Annotated in this window: 28 protein-coding genes; 18 read left to right on the forward strand and 10 right to left on the reverse strand. The window is 31.0% G+C overall.

Features of this window, described 5'->3' with window-relative positions; translation table 11 throughout:
* Positions 1–32 precede the first annotated feature (32 nt).
* Together Q0876_RS05200 and Q0876_RS05205 are read left to right on the forward strand one after the other, a co-directional pair.
* Positions 33–926: a glycosyltransferase family 2 protein gene (locus Q0876_RS05200; protein ID WP_299224823.1), complete on the forward strand. Its 894-nt coding sequence runs from the start codon at positions 33–35 to the stop codon at positions 924–926.
* Positions 923–1,870 (forward strand): glycosyltransferase, encoded by a 948-nt coding sequence (locus Q0876_RS05205; RefSeq protein WP_299224824.1) that lies wholly within the window; start codon positions 923–925, stop codon positions 1,868–1,870. Before Q0876_RS05200 ends, Q0876_RS05205 begins: the two co-directional genes overlap by 4 nt.
* Here Q0876_RS05205 and Q0876_RS05210 read toward each other — a convergent pair.
* Together Q0876_RS05210 and Q0876_RS05215 are read right to left on the reverse strand one after the other, a co-directional pair.
* A complete protein-coding gene (locus Q0876_RS05210) occupies positions 1,850–2,260 on the reverse strand; it encodes an FdtA/QdtA family cupin domain-containing protein (RefSeq protein WP_299224826.1) in 411 nt (136 codons plus the stop codon). The two genes, Q0876_RS05205 and Q0876_RS05210, sit on opposite strands and share 21 nt — an antisense overlap.
* Complete coding sequence (locus tag Q0876_RS05215) at positions 2,260–3,090, reverse strand: glycosyltransferase family 2 protein (RefSeq protein WP_299224828.1); 831 nt, start codon at positions 3,088–3,090, stop codon at positions 2,260–2,262. Before Q0876_RS05215 ends, Q0876_RS05210 begins: the two co-directional genes overlap by 1 nt.
* A 35-nt stretch (positions 3,091–3,125) precedes the next feature.
* Here Q0876_RS05215 and Q0876_RS05220 point away from each other — a divergent pair, with 35 nt between their 5' ends.
* The gene (locus Q0876_RS05220; protein ID WP_299224830.1) at positions 3,126–4,265 is read left to right on the forward strand and encodes a glycosyltransferase; all 1,140 of its coding nucleotides are present in this window, start codon (positions 3,126–3,128) and stop codon (positions 4,263–4,265) included.
* Here Q0876_RS05220 and Q0876_RS05225 read toward each other — a convergent pair.
* Positions 4,262–5,098: a phytanoyl-CoA dioxygenase family protein gene (locus Q0876_RS05225; protein WP_299224831.1), complete on the reverse strand. Its 837-nt coding sequence runs from the start codon at positions 5,096–5,098 to the stop codon at positions 4,262–4,264. The two genes, Q0876_RS05220 and Q0876_RS05225, sit on opposite strands and share 4 nt — an antisense overlap.
* Positions 5,099–5,250: 152 nt before the next feature.
* Between Q0876_RS05225 and Q0876_RS05230 the strand changes: the two genes are divergently transcribed.
* Both Q0876_RS05230 and Q0876_RS05235 read left to right on the forward strand, forming a co-directional pair.
* Positions 5,251–6,171 (forward strand): sulfotransferase domain-containing protein, encoded by a 921-nt coding sequence (locus Q0876_RS05230; RefSeq protein ID WP_299224832.1) that lies wholly within the window; start codon positions 5,251–5,253, stop codon positions 6,169–6,171.
* A 5-nt stretch (positions 6,172–6,176) separates the two neighbouring features.
* On the forward strand, positions 6,177–7,427 hold the full coding sequence (locus Q0876_RS05235; RefSeq protein ID WP_299224834.1) for an O-antigen translocase: 1,251 nt from the start codon (positions 6,177–6,179) through the stop codon (positions 7,425–7,427).
* A 9-nt stretch (positions 7,428–7,436) separates the two neighbouring features.
* On the opposite strand, the gene Q0876_RS05240 is transcribed toward Q0876_RS05235, so the two are convergent.
* From Q0876_RS05240 to Q0876_RS05250, 3 genes are read right to left on the reverse strand one after another with little or no spacing between them, the layout of a single operon-like run.
* Complete coding sequence (locus Q0876_RS05240) at positions 7,437–8,732, reverse strand: O-antigen translocase (RefSeq protein ID WP_299224836.1); 1,296 nt, start codon at positions 8,730–8,732, stop codon at positions 7,437–7,439.
* On the reverse strand, positions 8,733–9,836 hold the full coding sequence (locus Q0876_RS05245) for a DegT/DnrJ/EryC1/StrS aminotransferase family protein (protein ID WP_299224838.1): 1,104 nt from the start codon (positions 9,834–9,836) through the stop codon (positions 8,733–8,735). It abuts the gene before it with no gap.
* A complete protein-coding gene (locus tag Q0876_RS05250; RefSeq protein WP_299224840.1) occupies positions 9,833–10,813 on the reverse strand; it encodes a GNAT family N-acetyltransferase in 981 nt (326 codons plus the stop codon). The genes Q0876_RS05245 and Q0876_RS05250 overlap by 4 nt, the downstream gene beginning before the upstream one ends.
* A gap of 119 nt (positions 10,814–10,932) precedes the next feature.
* Here Q0876_RS05250 and Q0876_RS05255 point away from each other — a divergent pair, with 119 nt between their 5' ends.
* Together Q0876_RS05255 and Q0876_RS05260 are read left to right on the forward strand one after the other, a co-directional pair.
* The gene (locus Q0876_RS05255; RefSeq protein WP_299224842.1) at positions 10,933–12,240 is read left to right on the forward strand and encodes a hypothetical protein; all 1,308 of its coding nucleotides are present in this window, start codon (positions 10,933–10,935) and stop codon (positions 12,238–12,240) included.
* Positions 12,224–13,390: a glycosyltransferase gene (locus Q0876_RS05260; RefSeq protein ID WP_299224844.1), complete on the forward strand. Its 1,167-nt coding sequence runs from the start codon at positions 12,224–12,226 to the stop codon at positions 13,388–13,390. Before Q0876_RS05255 ends, Q0876_RS05260 begins: the two co-directional genes overlap by 17 nt.
* Before the next feature lie 8 nt (positions 13,391–13,398).
* Here the strand turns inward: Q0876_RS05260 and Q0876_RS05265 are convergent, their stop codons facing one another.
* Positions 13,399–13,953, reverse strand: coding sequence for a methyltransferase domain-containing protein (locus tag Q0876_RS05265; protein WP_299224846.1), 555 nt, complete (start codon positions 13,951–13,953; stop codon positions 13,399–13,401).
* Positions 13,954–14,038: 85 nt separating this feature from the next.
* Entirely contained in the window at positions 14,039–15,838 is a 1,800-nt protein-coding gene (gene typA, locus Q0876_RS05270) for a translational GTPase TypA (RefSeq protein ID WP_299224847.1), read from the reverse strand.
* A 371-nt stretch (positions 15,839–16,209) separates the two neighbouring features.
* On the opposite strand from typA, the gene Q0876_RS05275 reads away from it, so the two are divergent.
* The 3 genes from Q0876_RS05275 (at position 16,210) to Q0876_RS05285 (ending at position 17,958) form a co-directional block, all read left to right on the forward strand.
* Complete coding sequence (locus Q0876_RS05275; protein WP_299224849.1) at positions 16,210–16,569, forward strand: hypothetical protein; 360 nt, start codon at positions 16,210–16,212, stop codon at positions 16,567–16,569.
* Between the two features lie 93 nt (positions 16,570–16,662).
* Positions 16,663–17,481, forward strand: a complete 819-nt coding sequence (gene kdsA, locus Q0876_RS05280; RefSeq protein ID WP_299224851.1) for a 3-deoxy-8-phosphooctulonate synthase — start codon at positions 16,663–16,665, stop codon at positions 17,479–17,481.
* Between the two features lie 3 nt (positions 17,482–17,484).
* The gene (locus tag Q0876_RS05285) at positions 17,485–17,958 is read left to right on the forward strand and encodes a GNAT family N-acetyltransferase (RefSeq protein ID WP_299224853.1); all 474 of its coding nucleotides are present in this window, start codon (positions 17,485–17,487) and stop codon (positions 17,956–17,958) included.
* Between the two features lie 3 nt (positions 17,959–17,961).
* On the opposite strand, the gene Q0876_RS05290 is transcribed toward Q0876_RS05285, so the two are convergent.
* Positions 17,962–18,321 carry a DUF1801 domain-containing protein gene (locus tag Q0876_RS05290; RefSeq protein WP_299224855.1) on the reverse strand — a complete coding sequence of 120 codons (360 nt, stop codon included), beginning with the start codon at positions 18,319–18,321 and terminating at the stop codon, positions 17,962–17,964.
* A 260-nt stretch (positions 18,322–18,581) separates the two neighbouring features.
* On the opposite strand from Q0876_RS05290, the gene Q0876_RS05295 reads away from it, so the two are divergent.
* The 8 genes from Q0876_RS05295 (at position 18,582) to Q0876_RS05330 (ending at position 23,512) form a co-directional block, all read left to right on the forward strand.
* On the forward strand, positions 18,582–19,199 hold the full coding sequence (locus Q0876_RS05295; RefSeq protein WP_299224857.1) for a hypothetical protein: 618 nt from the start codon (positions 18,582–18,584) through the stop codon (positions 19,197–19,199).
* 61 nt (positions 19,200–19,260) lie between these two features.
* Positions 19,261–19,554 (forward strand): transcriptional regulator, encoded by a 294-nt coding sequence (locus Q0876_RS05300; protein WP_299224859.1) that lies wholly within the window; start codon positions 19,261–19,263, stop codon positions 19,552–19,554.
* 54 nt (positions 19,555–19,608) lie between these two features.
* Positions 19,609–20,994: a DUF4173 domain-containing protein gene (locus tag Q0876_RS05305; protein ID WP_299224861.1), complete on the forward strand. Its 1,386-nt coding sequence runs from the start codon at positions 19,609–19,611 to the stop codon at positions 20,992–20,994.
* Between the two features lie 5 nt (positions 20,995–20,999).
* The gene (locus tag Q0876_RS05310) at positions 21,000–21,374 is read left to right on the forward strand and encodes a hypothetical protein (protein WP_299224863.1); all 375 of its coding nucleotides are present in this window, start codon (positions 21,000–21,002) and stop codon (positions 21,372–21,374) included.
* Positions 21,371–21,865: a Coq4 family protein gene (locus Q0876_RS05315; protein ID WP_299224865.1), complete on the forward strand. Its 495-nt coding sequence runs from the start codon at positions 21,371–21,373 to the stop codon at positions 21,863–21,865. Before Q0876_RS05310 ends, Q0876_RS05315 begins: the two co-directional genes overlap by 4 nt.
* On the forward strand, positions 21,862–22,491 hold the full coding sequence (locus tag Q0876_RS05320; protein WP_299224867.1) for an ElyC/SanA/YdcF family protein: 630 nt from the start codon (positions 21,862–21,864) through the stop codon (positions 22,489–22,491). The genes Q0876_RS05315 and Q0876_RS05320 overlap by 4 nt, the downstream gene beginning before the upstream one ends.
* Positions 22,488–22,859, forward strand: a complete 372-nt coding sequence (locus tag Q0876_RS05325) for a DUF2809 domain-containing protein (protein ID WP_299224869.1) — start codon at positions 22,488–22,490, stop codon at positions 22,857–22,859. The genes Q0876_RS05320 and Q0876_RS05325 overlap by 4 nt, the downstream gene beginning before the upstream one ends.
* Positions 22,856–23,512: a DUF1361 domain-containing protein gene (locus tag Q0876_RS05330; RefSeq protein ID WP_299224870.1), complete on the forward strand. Its 657-nt coding sequence runs from the start codon at positions 22,856–22,858 to the stop codon at positions 23,510–23,512. The genes Q0876_RS05325 and Q0876_RS05330 overlap by 4 nt, the downstream gene beginning before the upstream one ends.
* 49 nt (positions 23,513–23,561) lie before the next feature.
* Here Q0876_RS05330 and Q0876_RS05335 read toward each other — a convergent pair whose 3' ends face one another.
* Positions 23,562–24,773, reverse strand: a complete 1,212-nt coding sequence (locus Q0876_RS05335; protein ID WP_299224872.1) for an NAD(P)-dependent oxidoreductase — start codon at positions 24,771–24,773, stop codon at positions 23,562–23,564.
* Positions 24,774–24,817: the final 44 nt, after the last annotated feature.

The raw sequence follows: 24,817 nt of genomic DNA on the forward strand, positions 1-24,817 counted from the left end.
AAGTGTATTTTTGAACTACAACATTAGTTTTAATGCTTTCAGTACTCGTCCCTGTATACAACTATAATATTGTTGCGCTGGTAACACATATTCATACACAATTACAATTAAATAACATTGTTTTTGAAATTATTTGTTTTGATGATGGTTCAACAACAGAAATAGTCAATACAAACTTAAATATTTCAAATTTAGATTTCGCAAATTATATTATAAGCAAAGAAAATCATGGTAGAGCATCTGCTAGACAACTTTTAGCTAAAAAAGCCACCTACTCTTGGTTATTATTTGTAGATGCTGATGTAATGCCAAAATCAGAATTATATATTCATAATTACCTACAACACATAGATCATGGTTATGAAGCAATATATGGTGGTTTTGCTTATGAAAAAAAACCACCAAAATTAGAACACAAATTGCGATGGTCTTATGGAAAAAGATATGAACAGATATTGGCGAAACATAGAAATAAAAAGCCTTATAAAGTTATTATTTCGGCTAATTTTATGATCAAGAAGTCTGTTTTTTTGAATATAAATTCTCAAATAGAACAAAAGGGATATGGTTTTGACAATTTTTTTGGAGCCTTACTTAAAGCCAATAGTATTAAAGTATTACATATTGATAATGAAGTATACCATTTAGGTATAGAAACTAGTAGCACTTATTTACAAAAGACAGAAAAAGCGGTAGACACTTTACTATCACTTCACAAAGCTAACAGAATAAAAACGCATCAAAACAGTTTATTGAATCTATTTATAGTATTAAAGCAATACAAACTTCATTATTTATTTTCGTCTGTATATAAACAATTCAAAGGCACTATAACTACTAATCTATTGAGTAAACAACCTAAAATAAAGCTATTACAACTTTATAAAATTAGCTACATGTGTTATAAAGATTTAAGAAAAGTATGAATCCTCAAGTATCGATAGTAATTCCGTTATACAACAAGGAAAAACATGTACTAGACACATTATATAGTGTTTGGTCTCAGAGCTTTTCTAACTATGAAGTGATTGTGATTAATGATGGTTCTACAGATAATAGCCTTGAACAATTAAGTCATTGCAATGATAAACGACTACGAGTCTTTACAACTAAAAACAAAGGCGTATCACATGCTAGAAACTATGGTATTACTAAAGCTAAAGCTGAACTCATAGCTTTTTTAGATGCCGATGATATATGGTTAGAACATCATTTAGAAGATTTGATACATTTGTATAAGCAATTTCCTGATTGTGGGATGTACTGCAAAGCTTACAATAAAAAAGACGGAAATATTATCATCAAGTCAAAATATAAAAACATCTCAAGTCACATACCATGGAAAGGCATCGTGACTGACTATTTTGATTCGAGTTTGTTTAATAGTATTGCTTGGACTTCTGCGGTAATGGTTCCAAAATCTACATTGGAAAAGACTGGTGGTTTTGATACGAATATCACTCTAGGAGCTGGTGAAGATACTGACTTATGGATACGAATTGCATTAAATTACCCAGTAGCGTTTAGTAGCAAGGTTTCTGCAATACACATCTTACATTCAGAGAATAGAATAAGTAACTCCAATACTAATGTGAGGCAATTTATTGACCTAGATCGTTACAATTATGAAGCCGAAACAAACATGTCTCTAAAAAAATACCTTGATGCTAATAGGTACTCAATAGCCATCCAATACAAGCTTGCAAAAAACTCAAATAAGGCTACACAATACATTAAAAAAATTGATAAAAGGTTATTGAATAACAAGCAACGTTTTTTACTATCTCAAAGCCCTTTTGTTTTAAGGCTGTTCTTTAGACTGAAGCAGATTTTAAAACAGCAAGGTATATTATTGAGTAGTTTTAGATGATTTAAATTCAGTATAATCACGTATATAATCACTCTCAGAAAACTCACCAGAAGCAATTACAAGACATACAGATCCTGCTGAAAAATTCTCTAACTCTCGCCAAATGCCTTTAGGGATTAACAGTCCTTTATTAGGTTTATTGAGCACTATGCTTTTCTTAGAATTACCATCATCTAAAACAACTTCAAAACTACCACTTAGGGCGACTAAAAACTCTAATTGTTCAATATGTGCATGACCACCTCTGTAAGCATCACTAGGCACATCATATAAATAATAAACACGTTTCATGGTAAATGGCAAGACATCTTTCTCTATAACCGAAAGTGTACCTCTCTCATCCTTAATTTTTCCTAGTGTAATAATCTTTATATCCTTATTTGTTGTCATTACCTATTGTTGTATAAATGTTTGAAATCTTTAATGCCTTTTAGACCTATTTTTATTTTGCTTATTAGCTCTGAGAATTTTATATACTTATTTCTCAACAGGAAAAGCATATAATTTGGTAACCAAAAATACACCAAAAAATTGTGCAGTTTATAATTTAAAGCGGCTCGTGCATAAACAATTCGATTGCTACCTAAATCCATTCCTGAATTGAGTTCTGGATGTGCCACAATAAAATTGTTATTAAAGTAACTGTGTGATCCCTTATCCACGACCTCTCTGGCAAAAAGATATTCTTCGGCTGTTTCAAACTGACCACCCAATCCAAAATGTTCATCAAATGTTATATTTAAGTTGTTTATTTTATTAATATTCAAAGCTATTTCCCATGATATAACCCCTTTAATCGATTTAACTGAATGCTTGAAATTTTCAGTTTTATAATCCCTGTAGGGTTTTCCATTAAAAGACATTGCTTTGAATGTAATAAGCTCAGCTTGTGGCATTTTATTGAAAGCATCACCTATTACATTAACAAATTCTTTTTCATATACTAAATCATCATCGGCTATAACCACAATATCACATGTTGCATTTTTTAAGGCTAGATTCCTACTTTTAGATAGCCCTTTTTCAAATGAATTTATAACTCTAATATTAGCATTCTCAGAATTTAAAATATTGCGCTTAGAGGTTTGATTGACGATAAGGATCTTAAACGAATCCAAATCGTGACATGGGAACATTCGCGATAAAAAATCAAGAGTTGTTCTGTTTTGAGTGGCAATTAAAACTTCTAATGTATGATATGAATTGTGTTCTATAATCAATATATATATCTTTGGAGCAAATGTATATAATATAAATGAAGATTTTATTAGTTGGTGAATTTAACCGGTCTCATAAATTTTTAAAACAAGGTTTGGAAGCATTACAGCATTCTGCAACTGTAGTTAGCCTTCAAGATGGTTTTAAAAAAGTAGATACCGATATCGTAATTAAACACCATTATGAATCAAAGCTTTTAAGAAAATTGCATTTAATTTGTTTTAAACTATTTAATATTGATCTACATTCTCTATCTGTAAAAAAACAAATTAAAAAGCTTGAAAAGCAACTTTCTGGTTATGATATTGTTCAGTTTATAAATGAATCTTCTTTCTCTTGTACTGCAGAAACCGAACTAAAAATATTTGATTTATTACATCATTGGAATAAGAAATCATTTTTGTTATCAACAGGATGTGATTATCCAAGCGTACTCTATGCTTATCAAAAAAAGTTCAAGTACTCTATTCTTACGCCATACTTTGAGAATAGAGTAACTAAAAAAAAGTTCAGATACATGTTCAAATATATAAATGATGAATTTTCAGCATTGCATCATCACATGTATAAATCAATAAGTGGTGTTATTTCTTGTGATTTAGATTATACCATTCCATTAGAAGACCACCCTAAACATTTAGGGCTTATTCCCCACCCAATAAATATAGATGCGATCAAGTTTTTGCCATTAAATTTTGATAATAAAATTGTCATATTTCATGGAATCAATAGACAGAACTATCATAAGAAAGGCAACGATTTTTTTGAAGAAGCATTAAAAATTGTTTTAAGTAAGTATGCCGATAAGATAGAAATCATAACATTAGAAAGTGTTCCTTATCATGATTATATTGCTGCATTTGATAACGCTCACATCGTTTTAGATCAAGTCTACTCGTATGATCAAGGTTACAATGCTTTAGAAGCTATGGCAAAAGGCAAAGTGGTGTTTACAGGTGCAGAACAAGAATGGTTAGATTATTATGGTATAGAAGAAGATACTGTAGCTATAAACGCGCTGCCAAATGTAACATCTATTGCTGATAAACTAGAATGGCTAATTAAAAATCCAAACGAAATCAAAAGAATATCAAAAAATGCGCGTCAATTTGTTGAAGACAAGCATCACTACATTAAATGTTCTGAACAGTTTTTGAGTGTCTGGAATGATACCTAACTGCCTTTTAGTTTTGGAAACCTTAACTCTAAAGATACTCGAGTAATATTTTCATTTTTATTCACCGCTGAACCATGAATTAAATAAGGAGTAAAAACTAGAGCTTCACCTTGCTTTGGGTTTGGTCTTATCATACATATATTACCATTTTTAGTTTTTAGGATACACGGCACATAATAAGTATTCCCATTGATTTTAGCACCTTTACTTTGCGTTCTTAGAATTTCATTCTCTGGAATTAAATGACTTCCTGGCAATACAGGCAACGACGAGAGTTCATTGCAGCCATGAATAGGGATCCACACATTAACGATATCTTGATAATACGACAAATATCCATCTCTATGAGGCGGGTTTATATCTAAGGAATTAGGCCGACTTATTCTAATTTGAATATGTGTTTTATCCAGCTCTTCTATGTATGATGTGAGTTTGAAACCAAGTACTTCACTAAAATGTTCAACTAGAGCTTCGATATCAAAATTAAAATCTGAGTTTTGAAGATTTCTAGTAATATCAATGATATCATTATGAAGCTCATTATTACTAACAATTTGATGATAATTATCTAAAGTGAATGCCGTCTCATCAAAATCTGAAACATGCAACTTTATAGCTTTAATTACATTGTATTCAATTGAGGATTTAAGCTTGAAAAAATCAGAATCAGAAAATGCTTGAATAATCCCATAACCTTCATTTTTCCAATCCATTTTTGATATAGGACTAGACGCTTCATCGTATAATAGCACTTCGTTTCCCCAAAAAAAATCTCCATCAACCTCAAAATCGTATGGTTGGTTATCTATAAGAACACTACAAGACTCATTCATTTACTCATTGTTATAATGCAATATTAAGGAATATACAAAACGTTTAAAAATTGAAAATAATTTTTATTAAGATATACTTCAATAATTTTTCTCGTATTTTGTTGTTAAATAGAACTATTATTAGATTTATATTTTAAATCCGTAATTTTTTAATGTCGTTAGAATATCCAAACTTATTTATTCCTGGAGCAGCAAAATCTGGAACTAGTACTTTTCATGAGTTACTAGATAAACATCCTGAAATATGTATGTCGTCAGATAAAGAGCCTTTTTATTGGGTAAGAGATGATTTTGACGTCAATTCGAAATTAGCCAAGCAAGACTATCTATCACTATTCGATAGTACAACAAATGTCACTTATAAAGGAGAATCTAGCACTTCGTATATGCTATTTCCAAATTTCATTGAGCGCATAAAGACATACAATCCAAATGAATTAAAATTTATTTTCGTGCTCAGAAATCCTGTTGACAGATTATATTCTCACTATTGGTACATAAAAGGTATAGGTGATGAACAATTAGATCTTAAAGATGCTGTTTTAAATGATAAAGATATTGAACCAAATATTGCATCTCATCATAAGAATGGTAAGTACAAGCACTATTATCAATATGGATTATACGGGAAATGGTTATCAAATTTTTTTAATGCCTTTAAAAAGGATCAAATCAAAATTATAGTTTTTGAAGACTTTAAAAATGACCCATTAGGAGTTCTAAATTCTTGTTTTAATTTTTTAAAGCTAAATAGTCTTGATTACATACCTAACTTGCATAATAACGAAACAATAGTTCTTAAATACCCTAAGCTTTATAGCGGTTATCAAGATCTTACCAAGGGAAGATTAAAACTTATTAAACCCTTAAATAAGTTTGTTCCAAGGAAAATAAAAGTATTTTTAAAAAAAGATGTTTCTAATATAATCGTAGAAAAAACGAAAACAATTGATAAGTATCCTAGTCTAACTTTAGAAGAAAGGAATTGGATAAAAAATCTATACACTGAAGATTTTGAATTGTTAAAAGAAGTGACACAATTAGATTTTAAACTTTGGGAAGATTTCAACTAAAACAAATGGGATTATTAAAAACAACAATCTATTCAGGAATTAGTACTACAGTTTCATTGATTTGTAGGTTAATTACGAATAAAATTGTTGCTGTTTATTTAGGCACTAACGGCATGTTTTTATTAGGACAATTAAAAGATTTTATCAATCTTGGAAAAATTGGAAGTAATTTCGGTTCAAATAATGGTATTGTAAAATATGTTGCTTCATACAAAGATGACAAAACTAAACTGACTTCTTTTCTAACAACTGGCTTGAAATTGCATGTTTATTTCTCTGTTTTATTAGGTTTGTTGACCTATTTTTTCAAAGATCAACTCTCAGATTATTTATTTAATGATCTTAAGTTTTCAAGTGTTGTGGCTTTACTTTCATTTTCCTTCATCGCACTGTCGTTACATAGCTTCTTTATGGCTATTTTTAATGGCTTGAAACACATCAAAATCTATGTGACTATTAATATTATTGCTTCAATAATTTCAGCACTAATAATGGTGTTTTTAGTTCTGAAATTTAATACTATTGGAGCTTTCTATGCATTAGTAATCAACCAAATTCTTGGGTTTACAATCTCAATATTTTTTATTAGAAAAATTGGATATTTATCGTTGAAAAATTTTTCATTCAAAATAGATGTATCTCATTTTAAAAATTTAACAAAGTTCTCATATATGGCAATTGTTGCACCACTTTGTATGGTTGGCGCAACATTATTCATACGGTTTTTTTTAAACAATGAACTTGGCAGTGAATATGCTGGGTCTTGGGAAGGTATGTGGCGTATTTCTGGAATTTACATCATGTTTTTAACTACCACTTTTCAGTTTTACTTATTACCTACATTTTCTGAAATTTCAGGTAAATCTTTAAAAAAGGAAGTATTCAAGGTATGGACATTGAGTTTTCCAACAATTATAGTTATAACATTAATGGTCTACCTCTTAAAAGATTTTTTTATACCATTGTTATTTTCTGAAGAATTTATATTGATCAATACTATTATTTTATTTCATCTTTTAGGTGATGCAGTAAAAATAAACTCTTGGGTATTAGGAAATATTTTAATTGCAAAAGCAAATACAAAAGTGTTTATTATATTTCAAATTGGATGGACATTTATTTTTTGTACACTAGCTGTCGTTTTTACTCGACTATATGGTTTTATTGGTGTGTCCATAGCTTACTTCTCTACTTACGTATTACATTTTGCAGCAATGAACATTTACTTTAGAAAGCTACTTTGGGTAAATCGCTAAAATGACCTATTAATTCTCCTCAGTAATTACCCCAAAAAGTGAACTACTAAACACCAGTAGCACAATTAGATAATGCATTAAATAGCTAAAGAAATGCCCCATAACTGCACCTTGAATACCATAAAGTTCTATTAAACACACACTTGTAAGGTATAGGATTACCACTAAGAAAATCTCAATAATTATAAACTGAGCAAACATTTTTTTAGCTAAGAATTGATAAGCGATAACTATAGATAACACTTTAATAAAATCACCCAATAATTGCCATAAAAACAGATCTTCTACAGGTTGAAATTCTTCAGAAAATATTATTTGTACAACTAAAGGCCTTAAAAAATAAATGAGCACTAGCCCTAAACCAAAAATTGGCATCACAGATCTGTAAAAACCAAACACTTCTTTCCTAAATTCTTTCTTATTATCAATTTCACTAAATCTAGGAATGATGTAAAGTGTCATTATAGAGGTGATAAACATAAGGTAGTAATCAGAAACTCTATTCATCGCTTCCCAATAACCAGCCTGTTTGATCCCAAGCTCTTCAATGATGAAATTTCGAATTAAAATTGAGGTAAATGGTAAAGCAATTGCAGTTACTAAAGCCATGGTGGCATAAGGCGCAAAAGTTTTTAATACACTTAAACTTACATTAGAAATTTTAACTTGTGTCATTAAATTTCTTCTATTAATAATTCCAACCAAAGTGATTAAAAATAATAACGAAGGGGCAATTACAGCAGCAACTAAAGCGCCATTAATATGTTCAATATATATGAGATACACAGTTACTAATAGTCCAAGAATCTGACCAATGATATTGATAACCAACAACATTTTAAAATTAGAAAACCCATTCATAATCCCAAAACAGAACATATTTAATGAGTAAAAGGGTAATGCTAAAGCAAGTACTTTGATAACATAGGTAAATGAATAGTTTAAGAAAAGAAAGTCGTTTATATAATCTGCATTATAATAGCATAAAAACGACATTAAAATAGTAGAGAAAAAACCTAAATAATACGTAGTAGAAACTGTTTTACTCAACTCAATAGTATCGTTTTTAAACTTTGCTATAGTTTTTACGAAACCATTATAAAATCCTAGAATTGCAAACGACTGTATTGCACTTAAAAAATTTCTCAGATTACCTATAAGTGCCATTCCTTCTACTCCAATAAATATTGCTATAGCTTTAGAAGTTAAAATTCCAGCAATAATCTTAGTAGCTATTGTTGCCGAATTCAAATGTGCAACCTTAAACAGCACATTGGTATTAATGTACTTAATAAGTTTTTTCAATTAGTATTGGTTTAGGGCATTAATAACAGTTTGTACCTCATCATTAGTCATTATTGGACTTATTGGCAAACTTACTACAGAGCTATGAATAGCTTCAGTAATAGGCAAATATAGTGTTTTATAACTCAATAAAGCTTGTTGTTTGTGTGGTGGTATTGGATAATGAATAAGATGACCAATACCTTTATCATTTAAAAAAGATACAAAAGCTGCTCTATCTATTACTCGAACTACAAACACATGAAATACATGATTTAATGAATCATTGTAATAAGGAAGCTCAATCTTTTTATTATTAATACCAGATCGGTATAAGCTAGCTATATCTTGACGTCTTTGATTATCTGCATCTAAATACTTCAGTTTAACGTTTAGGAATGCTGCCTGAATTTCGTCTAAACGACTATTTATTCCTAAAGTTTGATTAACGTACTTTGTTGAGCTACCATAATTACGTAATAATTGTACGGTATTTGCTAAATCCAAATCATTGGTGGTTACCGCACCTGCATCACCTAAAGCACCCAAATTTTTTGTAGGATAAAAACTAAATCCAGCAGCATTTGATAAATTCCCTGCTTTTTTATCGTCATCATTTAAAATAGCGCCATGTGCTTGGGCTGCATCTTCAACAACAAGTAAATCATGAGTTTCTGCAATTGCATTAATAGCATTCATATTTGCTAATTGACCATAGAGATGCACAGCAAGTATGGCTTTTACATTTGGGCTTAAATGCTTCTTTATCTCTAATGGCGAAATATTAAATGTGGCTTCGTTAGGTTCAACAAAAATAGGCTTCAACCCAGCATTGATTACAGCCAAAATACTAGCGATGTATGTATTTGCTGGAACAATAACTTCATCGTCAGGTTTTAACCTGCCAAGTTCGATATAGGCTTTAAAAATCAAGGTAAGTGCATCTAAGCCATTAGCAACTCCAACACAATATTTTGAACCACAATAACTAGCAAAATTTGTTTCAAACGTGCGCACTTGATCTCCTAGAATATAATATCCAGAATTCAAAAATGATTTAAATTGCGATACATATTCATCTTCAAACCTTGCATTAACCTTATTTAGATCTAAGAATGAAATCATATCATCACATCGTTTAAAAAATTATAATTTTTGGTATTGATCTTATAAAAATCGTGAACTACAGCTCTTGCGCCAAAACTCTCTTTCCACTTTAACAACCCTTGATTGATTTGCTGTCCTTTATTTTCATTAGAAATGCCAAAACTAAAATAATGCTTATTATTAAAAACGGTATTAATCAACTTATCAAATATAGCATCAAGACCAGCCAGATCCTTTTTTGAGTTCATTGTTGAAATGTATTGTGCGTGGGCAACATTTTTAGTTTCGAAAATGGTAACACCAGCAATGACCTCTGCATTATAATAAGCATTAAACTGCCTTATTTGCTTTGGGAATTTTTCCTTTAGTAATGTAATCTCTTCTATAGAATGTGTTGGTAAAGTCTCATATCGTTCCTTTAAATTAGGAATTAGTATAGCATCAAAAAATGCTTTAAAAGTATCAACTTCTTTAACTTCAATATGATTTGACTTAGCCTTTTTCAAATTACGTTTCCGATTTGATGAGTTGATTTTTAATGGATTTTTTAAATCTATAACAGCAGATATGTCTCTTCTACTAATTTGAGCTTGGGTTTTAAAAAGTAAATAATCTATTTCATCACTAGGTAGTTTGCAATAGATTTTTGGTAATAACTTCAGTTCAAAGTTTTCAATTTGATGTTCACTCAAGTACATTAAGCAAGTCTTAAATGCATTTAAAACATCTTGAAACTTACTATCTGTTTTTAAAAGAAAACCACCATAACTCAAGCCTTGATGTGAATATATTTGATTATCATTTCTATTGGCAGGCAAAACTGCAAAAAGAGAATGATTATTATAAACCATTAATGAATAATCATCAAATCGATCTTGATGATAATCCATAAAATCTCTTTGAAATAAAAATGTAGCATTTTTAGAATTAGCTATAAATTCGTCCCATTGTTTTTTTAATTTGGGTTGATATTTTTGAACTGAATATTTCTGCAAAATTTAAATTCTATTAAAGAAAATGGTAGCATTTAAAACGTACAAATTACAATAATTTTAAATGTTAAAGATTGTTTTAGATTCAATTTTTTATATTTGGGTCACTCAAAAATACGCTTTTGAAATCAAAACAAATATTTAAAGAAAACAATGTATTAATTACTATATATGCTTTTGTTTTCTTATTCCTAATATTTCAAAAAGCTATTTATTCTCCAGACACATTTGGTTATTTAAAAGCGATGCCCAACAGGCATTTAGGCTATGTGATTTTTTTAAAGATATTCGCCTTTCTATTTTCTGATGCATTTGAATTTGCTGTAAAAGTTTTCCAAATCCTTTTTTCGTTAGTAAGTATTCATTTCTTTTATAGTAAGGTATCTCAATTACTAAAACTCCATATCCTTTTTAAAAGTGCCGTTTTATTGGTTTTATTGTTCCCCCTTTTCTACCCTATATATGCCGCTAATAATTTATGTCCTGAAGGCATCAGCTATGCTTTATATCTTTTATTTGTAGCCTTTAATTTAGATTTCATATTTAATGAGAATTCTAGGGCGTTTAAGTTTGCAATCATAACCTTTATTATGCTTGTATTTACTAGAGGCCAATTTATGTTTACATACTTCATATTTGCTTTTATATACATCTTAAAATATCGTTCTCATTTAAAAAACAAAACTCACGTAATCAACCTTTTAATATTAATATTTATACCTGGAATCGTTATCATTGGAGAAATGAGTTACCACAAATTAAAGGATGGGATTTTTATGACGACACCTTTTGGATTCACTAACATGTCTTCTGCTGCTTATTATATCTCTGAAGAAGATGACGCTAAGCTTATAAGTAATCCAGAGTATAAGAGCATCTTTAAAAAAAGTTATAATGAACTCAAGCGAAAAAAACTATTAATGTCATCACAATCGACCTCAAACTACAAAGAAAATTACGCTTTTTTTCACAACCATATTCCTCAAATCTGCAATCATACCACCTACAAAATCGCTAGAACACATTTTATAAATAAAACCAAAAAATCTTCCGAAGAAAGCAAATTCACCATTGCTCAATCATTCTATAACGCAGAAAAAGCCAACAAAGAAATTACACTCATACTCCTTAAAAAGAATTATAAAAAATGGATTCAATTATATGTTGCCAATCTGTCGTATAGCTTTTATAACTCTATAGGCTTTGTCATAATGGTAATTCTTTTTATTTACAGTACATTTAAAGTTATTACAGTGTATCACAAATGGCATGCACTACTTTTTATATGTACTGCATTAAGCTTATCTAACGCCATATTAATTGCTATTTTTAGCCATTCAATAATGCGATATGTTTTTTATAATTACGCCTTAATTTTACTATCATTACTCATAATTTTTAAAATTTTCAGACATGGAATCAAAGATTGAACTTTCTATAGTAATGCCATGTTTGAATGAGGCTGAAACCCTAGCAACCTGCATCACTAAAGCCCAAACTTTCCTAACTTCAAATCAAGTTTCAGGTGAAATTATAATTGCAGATAACGGAAGTACTGATGGGTCGATTGACATCGCGAAATCTCATAATGCAAGATTAGTACATGTGAAACAAAAAGGCTACGGAAGTGCTTTAAGAGCTGGAATTAATGCTTCAAACGCCACCTACACGATTATGGCTGATGCTGATGACAGTTATGACTTTAGCCATTTAATGCCTTTTTTAAAAGAATTAAGAAATGGTTATGATTTGGTCATGGGAAATCGTTTTAAAGGTGGTATAGAAAAAAATGCCATGCCTTTTCTGCATCAATATTTAGGCAACCCTGTTTTATCTTTTATTGGACGTTTATTTTTTAACATCAAAATAGGTGATTTTCACTGTGGCCTAAGAGGTTTTTTAAATGAAGCCTATGCCAAATTAGACCTGAGAACAACGGGAATGGAATTTGCCTCTGAAATGATAGTAAAAGCCAAGCTAAACAAATTAAAAATTACCGAAGTACCAACAAAACTATCAAAAGATGGCAGAACTAGAACGCCACATTTAAACACCTGGAGTGACGGTTGGAGACATTTACGTTTTTTAATACTTTATAGTCCTAAGTGGTTATTTTTATATCCAAGTATTATTATGCTATTATTTGGTATTACAACTTCAGTATTTCTAATTTTTAGGCCAATTGCATTTAACCATATTACATTTGACATACATACGCTTTTATATACATCAAGTATCACCTTAATAGGATTCCAGTTTTTTATTTTTTATGCATTAACAAAAATATTTGCAGTAGAAAATGGATTGCTTCCCAAAAGCAGCAGATATACCAATTTATTTAAATATCTTAATTTAGAAAAAGGCCTCACCCTAGGATTAGTGTTGTTTGTGATTGGAATCGTTTTAAGTATTAAAGGATTATTTTTTTGGGAAGCTGTTGGTTTTGGAACATTGACAAATCCCTCAGACACTCTAAGAATTGTAATACCTGCAGTTTTCACAATATTGCTAGGCATCCAAATAATTTTATTTAGTCTCTTTTTTAGTATTTTAAGCTTAAAAAGTCAAACTAAATCCTAAGCAACATGTTATCCTATTTTTTCAAAAACAAATAAGTTATTGAGCCCAAGTTGAAACTTTTTATGCTTTATCAAACGGTATTTCTTTTTGTCAAATAATGTAAAAACTTCTTTAGTTTTAAAACCGTAATGTTCTTCTAAAGACATGCCTTCAACTAAATTCATTTTTTTTAAAACCCATAAAATTTGATCGACAAATGGTGAAGGTACTGTGATAATGATTCGACCTTCTGGATTTAAAAAAGGGTAAAATTCAGAATTAAAAGATTGTTGTTCACTTCTAGGAATATGCTCTAGTACAGCAAGCATAATTATACAATCAAAGCTTTCATCTCTTGAAATAGCACTAGGAAAAGTCCCAGAAACAAGATGATGCCCATCACGTTGTTTTGTTTCTTCTAACAATGGATCTAAACCAATACTAGGTTGAATGTTTTTTATCTTTAGCAATTTAAAAAGATGCCCATCAAAACAACCAATATCAAGTAATTTATCGTTAGTTCTCACATATTGAGTGGCAACTTTAATTCTCCAATCTCTTAAAAACTTATCTAGATACTTCATTCTATACTTACAATCTGTGTACGAATTTATAATAAAAAAAAGGAACCCAAAATTGGATTCCTTTAATATTAAATGTTTTATAAAACTATATACTTTTATTACGTTTACGCTCTACTTCTGTAAGGTAAATTTTACGTAATCTTAAATGATTAGGAGTAACCTCAACATATTCATCTTTTTGGATGTATTCTAATGCTTCTTCTAAAGAGAATTTAATTGCAGGAACAATTTTCGCTTTATCATCTGCTCCAGAACTACGTACGTTACTCAACTTTTTTGTTTTAGTGACATTAACAGCCATATCATCACCACGAGAGTTTTCTCCAATCACTTGACCTTCATAAATATCTTCTCCTGGATCAACAAAAAACTTTCCTCTATCTTGTAATTTATCAATAGAATAAGGAATAGCTTGCCCTTTTTCCATAGACACTAGAGATCCGTTTTGACGTTCTGGAATTCCACCTTTTAACGGTTGGTATTCTTTAAAACGATGCGCCATTATAGCCTCACCAGCTGTAGCAGTTAATAATTGGTTACGTAAACCGATAATTCCTCTAGAAGGAACAATAAACTCACATACCATACGCTCACCTTTAGCTTCCATGCTTAGCATTTCACCTTTACGCATTGTTACCATTTCAATTGCTTTCCCAGAAACAGTTTCCGGTAAATCAATTGTCATTTCTTCAACAGGTTCGCATTTTACACCATCAATTTCTTTGATAATTACTTGTGGTTGACCGATTTGTAGTTCATAACCTTCACGACGCATAGTTTCAATTAAAACTGATAAGTGTAATACACCACGACCAAACACCATAAATTTATCTGCACTATCGGTTTCTTCTACTCTAAGTGCTAAATTTTTTTCTAATTCTTTTGTTAAGCGCTCTTTGATATGACGTGACGTGACGTATTTTCCATCTTTACCAAAGAAAGGCGAGTCGTTAATTGTAAACAACATACTCATCGTTGGTTCATCTATAGCTATGGTTTTAAGCCCTTGAGGGCTTTCAAAATCTGCAACAGTATCTCCAATTTCAAAACCTTCTAAACCAACCAATGCACAGATATCTCCAGTTTGAACTTCATCAACTTTCTTACGTCCTAAACCCTCAAAGACGTGCACTTCTTTGATTTTAGATTTCACAATACTTCCATCACGTTTTACTAAAGAAATATTCTGTCCCGATTTTAATTCACCACGAGTTAGACGTCCAATAGCGATTCGTCCTGTAAAGGATGAAAAATCTAAAGACGTAATTAACATTTGTGTTGTACCGTCTTCAATTTTCGGCTCAGGAATATGGTCGATAACCATATCTAATAGCGGTTCAATGTTTTCTGTCTTATTCTGCCAATCATCACTCATCCAGTTGTGTTTGGCCGAACCATAAACCGTTGGGAAATCTAACTGCCATTCTTCAGCTCCAAGTTCAAACATAAGATCAAATACCTTTTCATGTACTTCATCAGGTGTACAGTTTTCCTTATCTACCTTATTTATAACAACACATGGTTTCAATCCAAGATCGATAGCCTTCTGTAACACAAAACGGGTTTGAGGCATTGGTCCTTCAAAAGCATCAACCAACAACAAAACACCATCAGCCATGTTTAAAACACGCTCTACTTCTCCTCCAAAATCGGCGTGGCCTGGAGTATCAATAATATTAATTTTTGTGTCTTTGTAGATTACTGAAACATTTTTAGATGTAATAGTAATTCCTCTCTCTCGTTCGAGATCGTTATTATCAAGAATTAAATCTCCAGTATTCTCATTCTCACGAAATAACTGACAATGGTACATAATTTTATCTACCAAAGTTGTTTTACCATGATCTACGTGTGCAATAATTGCAATGTTTTTAATATTAGCCATAATGATGCTCTTATTTTAAGCGTGCAAAGGTACATTAAATTAATGTGTAATTCTCAATATGGTGAGAATATTTAACAGTTGTCATTTTAATGTACTGGATTATCAAACAAATCAATAAACCATTGAATTTCACTACTGTTCGCTTAAAAAATAAGCTAAAATATCTAATACAACTTATAGTTAATTATATGTTATAATTATAAAAACATATAATTTCTGTTTGTATCTTACGTTTAGATAGTTGATTAATAGTAAATAGCCACTTCAACCAGCCATTTTATTTGGGCAATTTACATCTGACAATATTAAAATAACAAATAGGTGTAACGTTTAAACTGTTTTAAACTTACCTCTTAAATCAATTTATGCAGATGAAAATGATTAGTAAATATTCGAAATTTGTTCCATATCTATACTTTATTGCTGTTATTGTTTATTGGTTTACTGATGTAAATAAAAGTTCTGGAATTACTGCATATCCTATACTTCTATTTGGAATTCCTTTTATATGGCAACTCATAAAGCCAAGTAAAAAATTAAATTTTACACTTGGTATTACTTTTGTTTGTATCTCATCGTACCTTATTTTGGCATACCTCTCTGATTTGTTCAACATTATTACTTTAACAAGTGCTACCAAACAGTTCATTATATATGGTGGTTTATTTGTTGCCGCAAACTTTATTATGGCATTATGGATGATTCGCAATAGTATCAAACGTTCATTTTAAAGTGTAAATTATATATGTATTCACTCTGTTGAATTGCATTATTTAGACTTATAATTTCGTAACTTTGTGCCTTAAATCTCAAACGTTAAGCATATGAATCTTACAGATGTTCCGAAATTAAAACATACCGATTCTGATAATTTCTTTTTACTTTGTGGCCCTTGTGCTATAGAAGGCGAAGATATGGCACTTCGCATTGCAGAAAAAGTAGTCAAGATTACAGACCGCTTAAAAATCCCATATATTTTTAAAGGAAGTTTTAAAAAGGCCAATAGAAGTAGAATTGATAGTTTTACTGGTATTGGTAATGAAAACGCTTTACAAATACTTAAAAAGGTATCAGAAACTTTTGATATTCCAACTGTAACCGACATACACGAAGTTTCTGATGCTGTATTGGCGGCTCAATATGTTGATGTGCTTCAAATACCAGCATTTTTAGTACGTCAGACCGATTTGGTTGTTGCAGCTGCAAAGACCAATAAGGTGGTTAATCTTAAAAAAGGACAGTTTATGAGTCCAGAAGCCATGAAACATGCAGTTCAAAAAGTAAAAGACTCAGGCAATGACAAAGCATGGATCACGGATCGCGGAACGATGTTTGGTTATCAAGATATGATTGTAGATTTTAGAGGTATTCCTACCATGAGACATTATGCGCCAACTGTATTAGACGTTACCCATTCATTACAGCAACCAAATCAAAGTATAGGTGTAACTGGTGGTAGACCAGATATGATTGAAACTATTGCTAGAGCAGGTGTCGTAAATCATGTTGATGGTTTGTTTATTGAAACACATTTCGACCCAGCAAATGCTAAAAGTGATGGTGCAAATATGCTACATTTAGACAATCTAGAACGCTTGCTTGCTAATTTAACTGCCATTAGAAAAACCATCAATAGTTTATAAGTCATGCTAGATGATTTAAATATAAGAGCGGCTACATTAGAAGATATTCCAGAAATCACTACCATATTTAGAGATACTATACGCGCTGTAAACAGTAGAGATTATAATGAAAAACAGATAGCGGTTTGGTCCTCTGGTGCAGATGACATAGACAAATGGGAAGAACGGATAAAAAAACTTTATTTTATTGTTGCCGAAATTGGAGATACAATTGTTGGCTTTTCATACCTAACTAAAGGCTATTATCTAGATGGCTTATTTGTTCACAAAGATTTTCAGCGTCAAACCATTGCATCAAAACTCTTACGCATTATGGAATCTAGAGTATCTATAAATGGTTTTGATACGATTAAATCTGATGTAAGTATTACTGCCTTAGAATTTTTTGATTCTCACTTTTATGAAGTTGAAAAAAAACAAAAAAAATCCCATAAAGGGATGGTATTTGAGAATTATATCGTTTATAAGAATCTATAAGCTCTATTTCCAAAACGTTTTGTCTTTATGCTTTTCAGCTTCTTTGAGTATAAAAATAAATACCTTATCATCAATAGTTTCTAATGTTCTATAACGAAGTGATCGTACTACTTTTCTATTATCTGCTTTTAAATATTCGGTGTACTTTGTTAGATGAGCCGAATGCCAAAAACCAACATCAACATAATCTTTTGTATGATTGAGATAACATATTGGTCGCTTTCCAATATAATAAAATGGCACACGCCATTTATATTTTAACTCTGCTTCAGGAAGTGTGAATTCTATTAACATTTGCAAATGCAACAGTATAGATTTATAGGGTTCTGGCTGACTTAATATATATGCTTCTGCAGGTTTCAAATTCGGAATAATTTTTGACTAAATTAGTGATATGAAACAACTTTTCACAGTCCTTGTTTTTCTTTTCGGCTTACAACTGGTTATTGCGTAAAATTATGCTGTTGCAGATGAGATCGTTAAAATCATCCTGAAAAATGAAGTTTACACGAGATATTACGAAGCGTTTTAAATAAAGTTTTGTTCGACACTTAAAATCTATCCCAATAATTTGCTTTAATAAAATAAAAGCTTTTACTTTGTAATTCAAAGTACTTTTAATTATGAGCGAACAAGATTATTTAAAAGATATTAGTGAAATTAAAACGATGATGAGTAAATCGTCTCGTTTTATATCGCTTAGCGGTTTATCTGGTATTCTAGCAGGAATATATGCTTTAATTGGAGCAGCAACGACCTATTGGTTAGTTACGACATACAGTGATGGTGTATTGTACATATTTCACGGTTGGGTATTTTGGACATCCATATCTGTGCTATTATTAGTGGCTTTTTTTAGTGCGATCACTGGTGTTATTCTCACTACAAAAAAAGCAAAAAAGAATAATGAAAGTATTTGGGACAGTTCATCAAGAAGATTGTTACTGAACTTTCTGGTTCCACTTGTTGTAGGTGGAATTTATTGTCTTATAATTTTAAGTCAGGGCAGATATGGACAAACTGGCGGATTGATGCTGATTTTTTATGGTTTGGCCTTGGTTAGCGCATCAAAATATAGTCTAGGCGATATAAGGTATTTAGGATACATAGAAGTTATATTAGGATTGATAGCCAGCTATTATCCTGGTTATGGATTTTGGCTTTGGGTACTTGGTTTTGGTATAATGCATATTGTTTATGGCACTTGGATGCATTTTAAGTACGATAGAGCACCATCATAATTTTGAAGCATCAGTTTTGCTAACTTTACATCTGTTAATTTTCAATTAATAAACTATTAGTTTGAGCATTATAAATAATATAAACAAAGTCTTTGATCACAGAATTCGTTTAGGAATCATGTCTGTATTAATGGTTAACGAATATGCCGATTTTAATTTGCTTAAAGAATTGTTAGGTGCTACAGATGGCAATTTAGCTAGCCATACGAAAGCTCTAGAAAAAGCAGAATATATTGTTGTAGAAAAACAATTTATTGGACGAAAACCTAACACTCGCTACGCAACTACAAAACTTGGAAAAGCAGAATTTAAAAAACATATTACCGCTTTAGAAAAATTAATTAAAAAACAATAAATCCTTTTTTTTATATATTCACTTTGAAATACAAAGTACTTTTAAATTAGAATTATGAAACAAATTTCAACCCTTATTGCTTCACTTACATTCAGTATCCTTTTTTTTGAAAAAAGTATCGGACTTAACTTATCAATCTTTACTGTACTTACTATAATATTACTTGCTATATATAATCCAAGTACATTTAAATCGAGAATCACTTTACTACATGCATTGGCATATCTCATTACAGCAGTAGTTGTGTTTGTGAACCACTCTGTACTATCAATTCTTACCAATTGTGCTGCTTTTTTATCATTGGTAGGTTCAGTATCTAAAAGTAATACTTCAGTATATATAAGATGGCTTAACGGAACTTATACAACCATCGCTAGTTTTTTTCATCGTAATTTTCAAGTTGATAATCATGAGAAAGTAAACTGGAAAAAAGATATTGACGTAATGCATTGGGCAAAACTCATTGGCATTCCTTTAATATTCATCATAACTTTTGTATTACTCTATAAAAATGGCAATCCATTATTTAATGATCTAGTTTCTAAGATACATCTAAACTTCATTAATCTGCAATGGCTACTATTTAGTGCGTTAGGCTATTATTTATTCAATAACATCACCAAACCTGTTCAAGTAGAACCAGCTACCTCATTAGATCTAAAAACAACAAACACATTATTAAAATCTGAAAAAATTTCAGAAGAAAAACTAAAAAAAGAAAAACAATTAGGCACCACTCTTTTAGCGCTTTTAAATGTACTAATAGTCTTATACATCATTACAGATGTCATCTACATTACATCTACAAATACGGTTAGTGCTCCAGACCTATCCAATCAAGTTCATAGTGGAATAAACACGCTCATCGCTTCAATTATTATAGCTATAATAATCATCCTTTACTTTTTTAGAGGTCATCTTAATTTCTATTCAAAGAACAGAACGTTGAAAAACTTAACCTATCTATGGATAATTCTAAACATTGTATTGGTTGTTTTAATTGTTTTAAAGAATCACAATTATATAACATCTTTTGGTTTAACCTACAAACGAATAGGTGTTCATGTGTTTATCATCTTAACACTATTTGGGCTCTTAACCACTTACCTGAAAGTACTGCATATTAAAAACCTTACTTTTCTTTTTAGAATAAACGCACAAGTTGCATTTATTGTACTTATAACATTAAGTGTTATCAATTGGGACAGCACAATAACAACATACAATCTAGAACAAGCGCGAAGCTTTGATATAGACTACCTCATTGATCTTTCAGATAGAAATGCGGTTATACTTCACGAAAAGAAGAATACTATTAGAATTTCTCAAACAGAAAAGAATAGAATTGAAACCAAATACACTAACTACGTAAACAATTTAATGCAACTGGATTGGCAAGAATTTTATTATGAACTGTACACTATGAAAATTAAAAAATAGACCATATGAATATCCCTGAAAATTTATCAAAATCATGTCTGCTTGCTGCGTTGATCTTTTGGCTGATCATAGGTTCAGACGACTTTGAAAGCGATATGATTCCTTTTATCTTTTTGTCATTAATTCCAATATTCGTTTGCGTGATGATCGTTATTTTAGGAACCATCTGTCCTATTTTTTGGATTGCAAGCAGCACAACTTTCAACAATAAACAAATCTTCAAAACATATTTCCCTTACTACACTATACTAACATTTACTATATGCCTATTTGGGATCATCATTTCAAATTTTGATATCTACATGATCGCATTTTTTACTTCCGCATATATCACTACAAACCAATCTTGGGTTTGGTTTACAAAAGAAAAGCATAAATGAAAAACTTAAGAAAACAAGTAATAGAGTGGCTTTTTGAGCATTCGCAACGTATATATACCAATATGTTTAAAAACCATAAGCCTTGGGGAATTTATAGAAACGAACTTCTTACCTATCCAGAACAATCTTTTGGTAAACATTTGGGTTTGTTTTTACAGAAAAACAATTTTGAACTCATAGCTAAAGTAGAGCGCCATGATGCGTATCACACTTTAACTGGCTATGGCACAAAAGTAGAAGATGAAATTGCACTACAATGTCTTTGCTATGGTAATGGAAAACGAAGTTTATACCTCTATGGCGCACTAATTTTGGGCATTATGATATTGCCAGATTATTTCAATTACTATTACAAATCCTACCAGATTGGTAAAAGCGCTAATCCTTTTCATCATTTTGATTACAAACATTTATTGCATGTAAATATAAACGACTTCAGACATGCTATTTTTTCAAAACCACTACGTGAGAACTTAACTTTTAACCTATGAAAAAACTAAAGATCTTAATTCTAATAGGCGTTTTCGTCATGACTGCTTTAATCGTAACTGATAACATTATTAGTTTTCAAGCAAGAAATAAAGTTTACAATTCTGTAACCGAGATTCCTAAAAACAAGGTTGGTTTAGTATTAGGTACAATCAAATACCTATCGAATGGAAATGTGAATCTGTATTACAGGTATCGTATCGATGCCGCTGTAGAACTTTATAAAGCTAAAAAAATTGATTTTATTTTAATTAGTGGAGATAACGGAACAAAAAATTACGATGAGCCTACAACATTTAAAGCAGATCTAATTTCAAAAGGAATTCCTGAAGATCGGATTTTTTTAGATTATGCTGGGTTTAGAACATTGGATTCTGTAATAAGAGCTAAAGCAGTTTTTGGTCAAGAATCTATTACCATAATATCACAAAAATTCCATAACGAGCGTGCTATTTATCTTGCTAAACATAACAACGTAAAAGCCATTGCTTACAATGCAAAAGCTATACGAGGTCGATACGGAATTAAAGTTCAAATACGCGAATATTTTGCAAGAGCCAAGGCATCAATTGATGTATTATTTAACACAGAACCAAAATTTTTAGGAACGAAAATAGAGATTAAATGACCATCAAATTCAACTTATCCTTTTTTGCAACAAGTCTCATACTGCTTTTAGTTGAAATATACATTGCTGTATATCTATCTGAAGGTTTTATACGCCATACGTTTGGCGACTTTTTGGTGGTCATTTTAATATATTGTTTATTAAGAAGTTTTATACGAACAAAACCAATTTATATCGCCATTTTGGTACTAGGCATTGCTTTTCTAATTGAATTTTTACAATTATTCAATCTATTAGATCTCCTTAATCTTAGAAACAACAAATGGGCTATCATTATTCTTGGTAGCACATTTCGCATAACAGACCTAGTTGCCTATACATTAGGCGTTATTATAACAACAATTATAGACTTAAAAACAACAGTATGAAAACCATAAGATCACTTATTCTTAACCGATTCAAAGTATTATCGTTACTTACAGTGTCGATAGCTTTAAGCATTATATTGTTGATGATTAGAATTAAAATTCATCACTCGTTTTACTTACTGTTCTTAGTTTGGAACTTATTCTTAGCGCTAATTCCTTATGCGATCACAACAAGCTTGATAAGTAAAGTCAAAACCCAGAAATTCATGTTACTCATTTGGTTTGGTGTATGGCTACTATTTTTACCTAATGCGCCTTACATTATCACAGATCTATTTCACCTGAAACGCTCTGAAAATCATTTGATGTGGTTAGATGTGTTGGTCATTGTATCTTTTGCTTTTAATGGAATGATCTTGTTTTTCTTATCACTTTCTGATATGGAAAAACTATTAAAGCAACACCTTAAGACGAAGTTTATATTTCCGGTAATGCTAATGATTTTTGCACTCACTGCTTTGGGTATTTATCTCGGGCGCTTCTTAAGATACAATTCTTGGGAGATTATAAACAATCCAATAGAATTGATCTTAGATGTTCTAAAACTTATATTTGAACCCAATCTTGAAGCATATGTATTTACGTTTACTTTTGGTAGTTTTCTTGCCGTATCGTATTGGCTACTAAAAGCATTTTCTAATTCTAAAGTCTAAGCTATTGTACTTAGAAAAAGATAACATAAAATTTAGCTTGCCCATCTAATTAAAACGTATTACCGTCAACATAGTCTTGTAGGTATTTATAACGCTCGGTCAATTGACCATTTGCTGTTGTGATTTTAGCACGCTTTAAAATACCACGTTCATCATTATTAAAAAATGCTGGGATCACGTGTTCTAAAAACATCTCTCCAAAACCTTCACTCGCGTCTTTTGGTAACTCACAAGGCAAATTATCTACAGCCATAACTGTGATGGCTTCATCTGCATCAAAAGGTACTTCGCTTTCGGTATGAGGATCGTAGCCGTAAAAAGGATCTGCTATCGTAGATGGCCTAATTGTACTAGCTACTGGACCATCAATATCACATGAGATATCTGCAACCAAATTGATTCTGAAATCAGGATGTTTGGCATCTGCTCTAGTAAAAATAAAAGGTGCGCCATCACCATAAAAATGACCAGCTATAAAAAAATCGGTTTGTTTAGCATACGGCATAAAGTTACTCTCATAGCCACTAGGATCTTTATAGAACTCATACTTATTACCTACTTTACCATCAATGCGCTTGCTGTATTCCATCACATCAACCATACAATAGACTGGCTCTGTAAATTGTGACGTGAGATATAACGCATCACTTACTTCTTTGATCTTTAAATGATCTAAGATTTCTTTGGCTCCCATAGCAACTTTACCTGTTCCTGATAGAACGATCTTGATGTTAGGCAATGTGATCTTATTGAGTTCTGCTTTTACCTCATCTAAATCGGCTAGTGTTTCTACTTTAGGCAAATTGAATAGTTTATCTCGTAATCCTAAAGCTCTAAACCCATTATAAGCACCTACTAATCCTGCATAACGACCAAAACCAATTAATCGTGCACCACTTTGTTTGACAATGGTTTCATGATCGTACATTTCAATGCCTTTGTTAAGCATTTCAACCAATAGTTTTCGGTTGTAGGGTTGTTTCTTTATGGTATGCGAAAAATAGAAATACTTTTTGTTAGGAATTAAATGTTCTAAAGGCACTTCTTTTACACCTAGCATGACATCACAATCTGACACATCATGGGTTACCGCAAATCCTTCTTTAAGATACGCATCATCTGAAAACACACGAATGTCTGAAGACTCTACAACAAATTCAGCTTGAGGAAATTGTGCTCTAGCTTCGGCAAGTTTTTCTGGTGAAAATACCACACGACGGTCTGGTGGGTTTTTACGTTCTTTGATGATGGCGAATTTCATATGGAAAATTTTCCACGAAAATAAGCTGATTTTATGGCTTTCAC

This window comes from uncultured Psychroserpens sp., assembly GCF_947503375.1.
Classification (GTDB): Bacteria; Bacteroidota; Bacteroidia; order Flavobacteriales; family Flavobacteriaceae; genus Psychroserpens.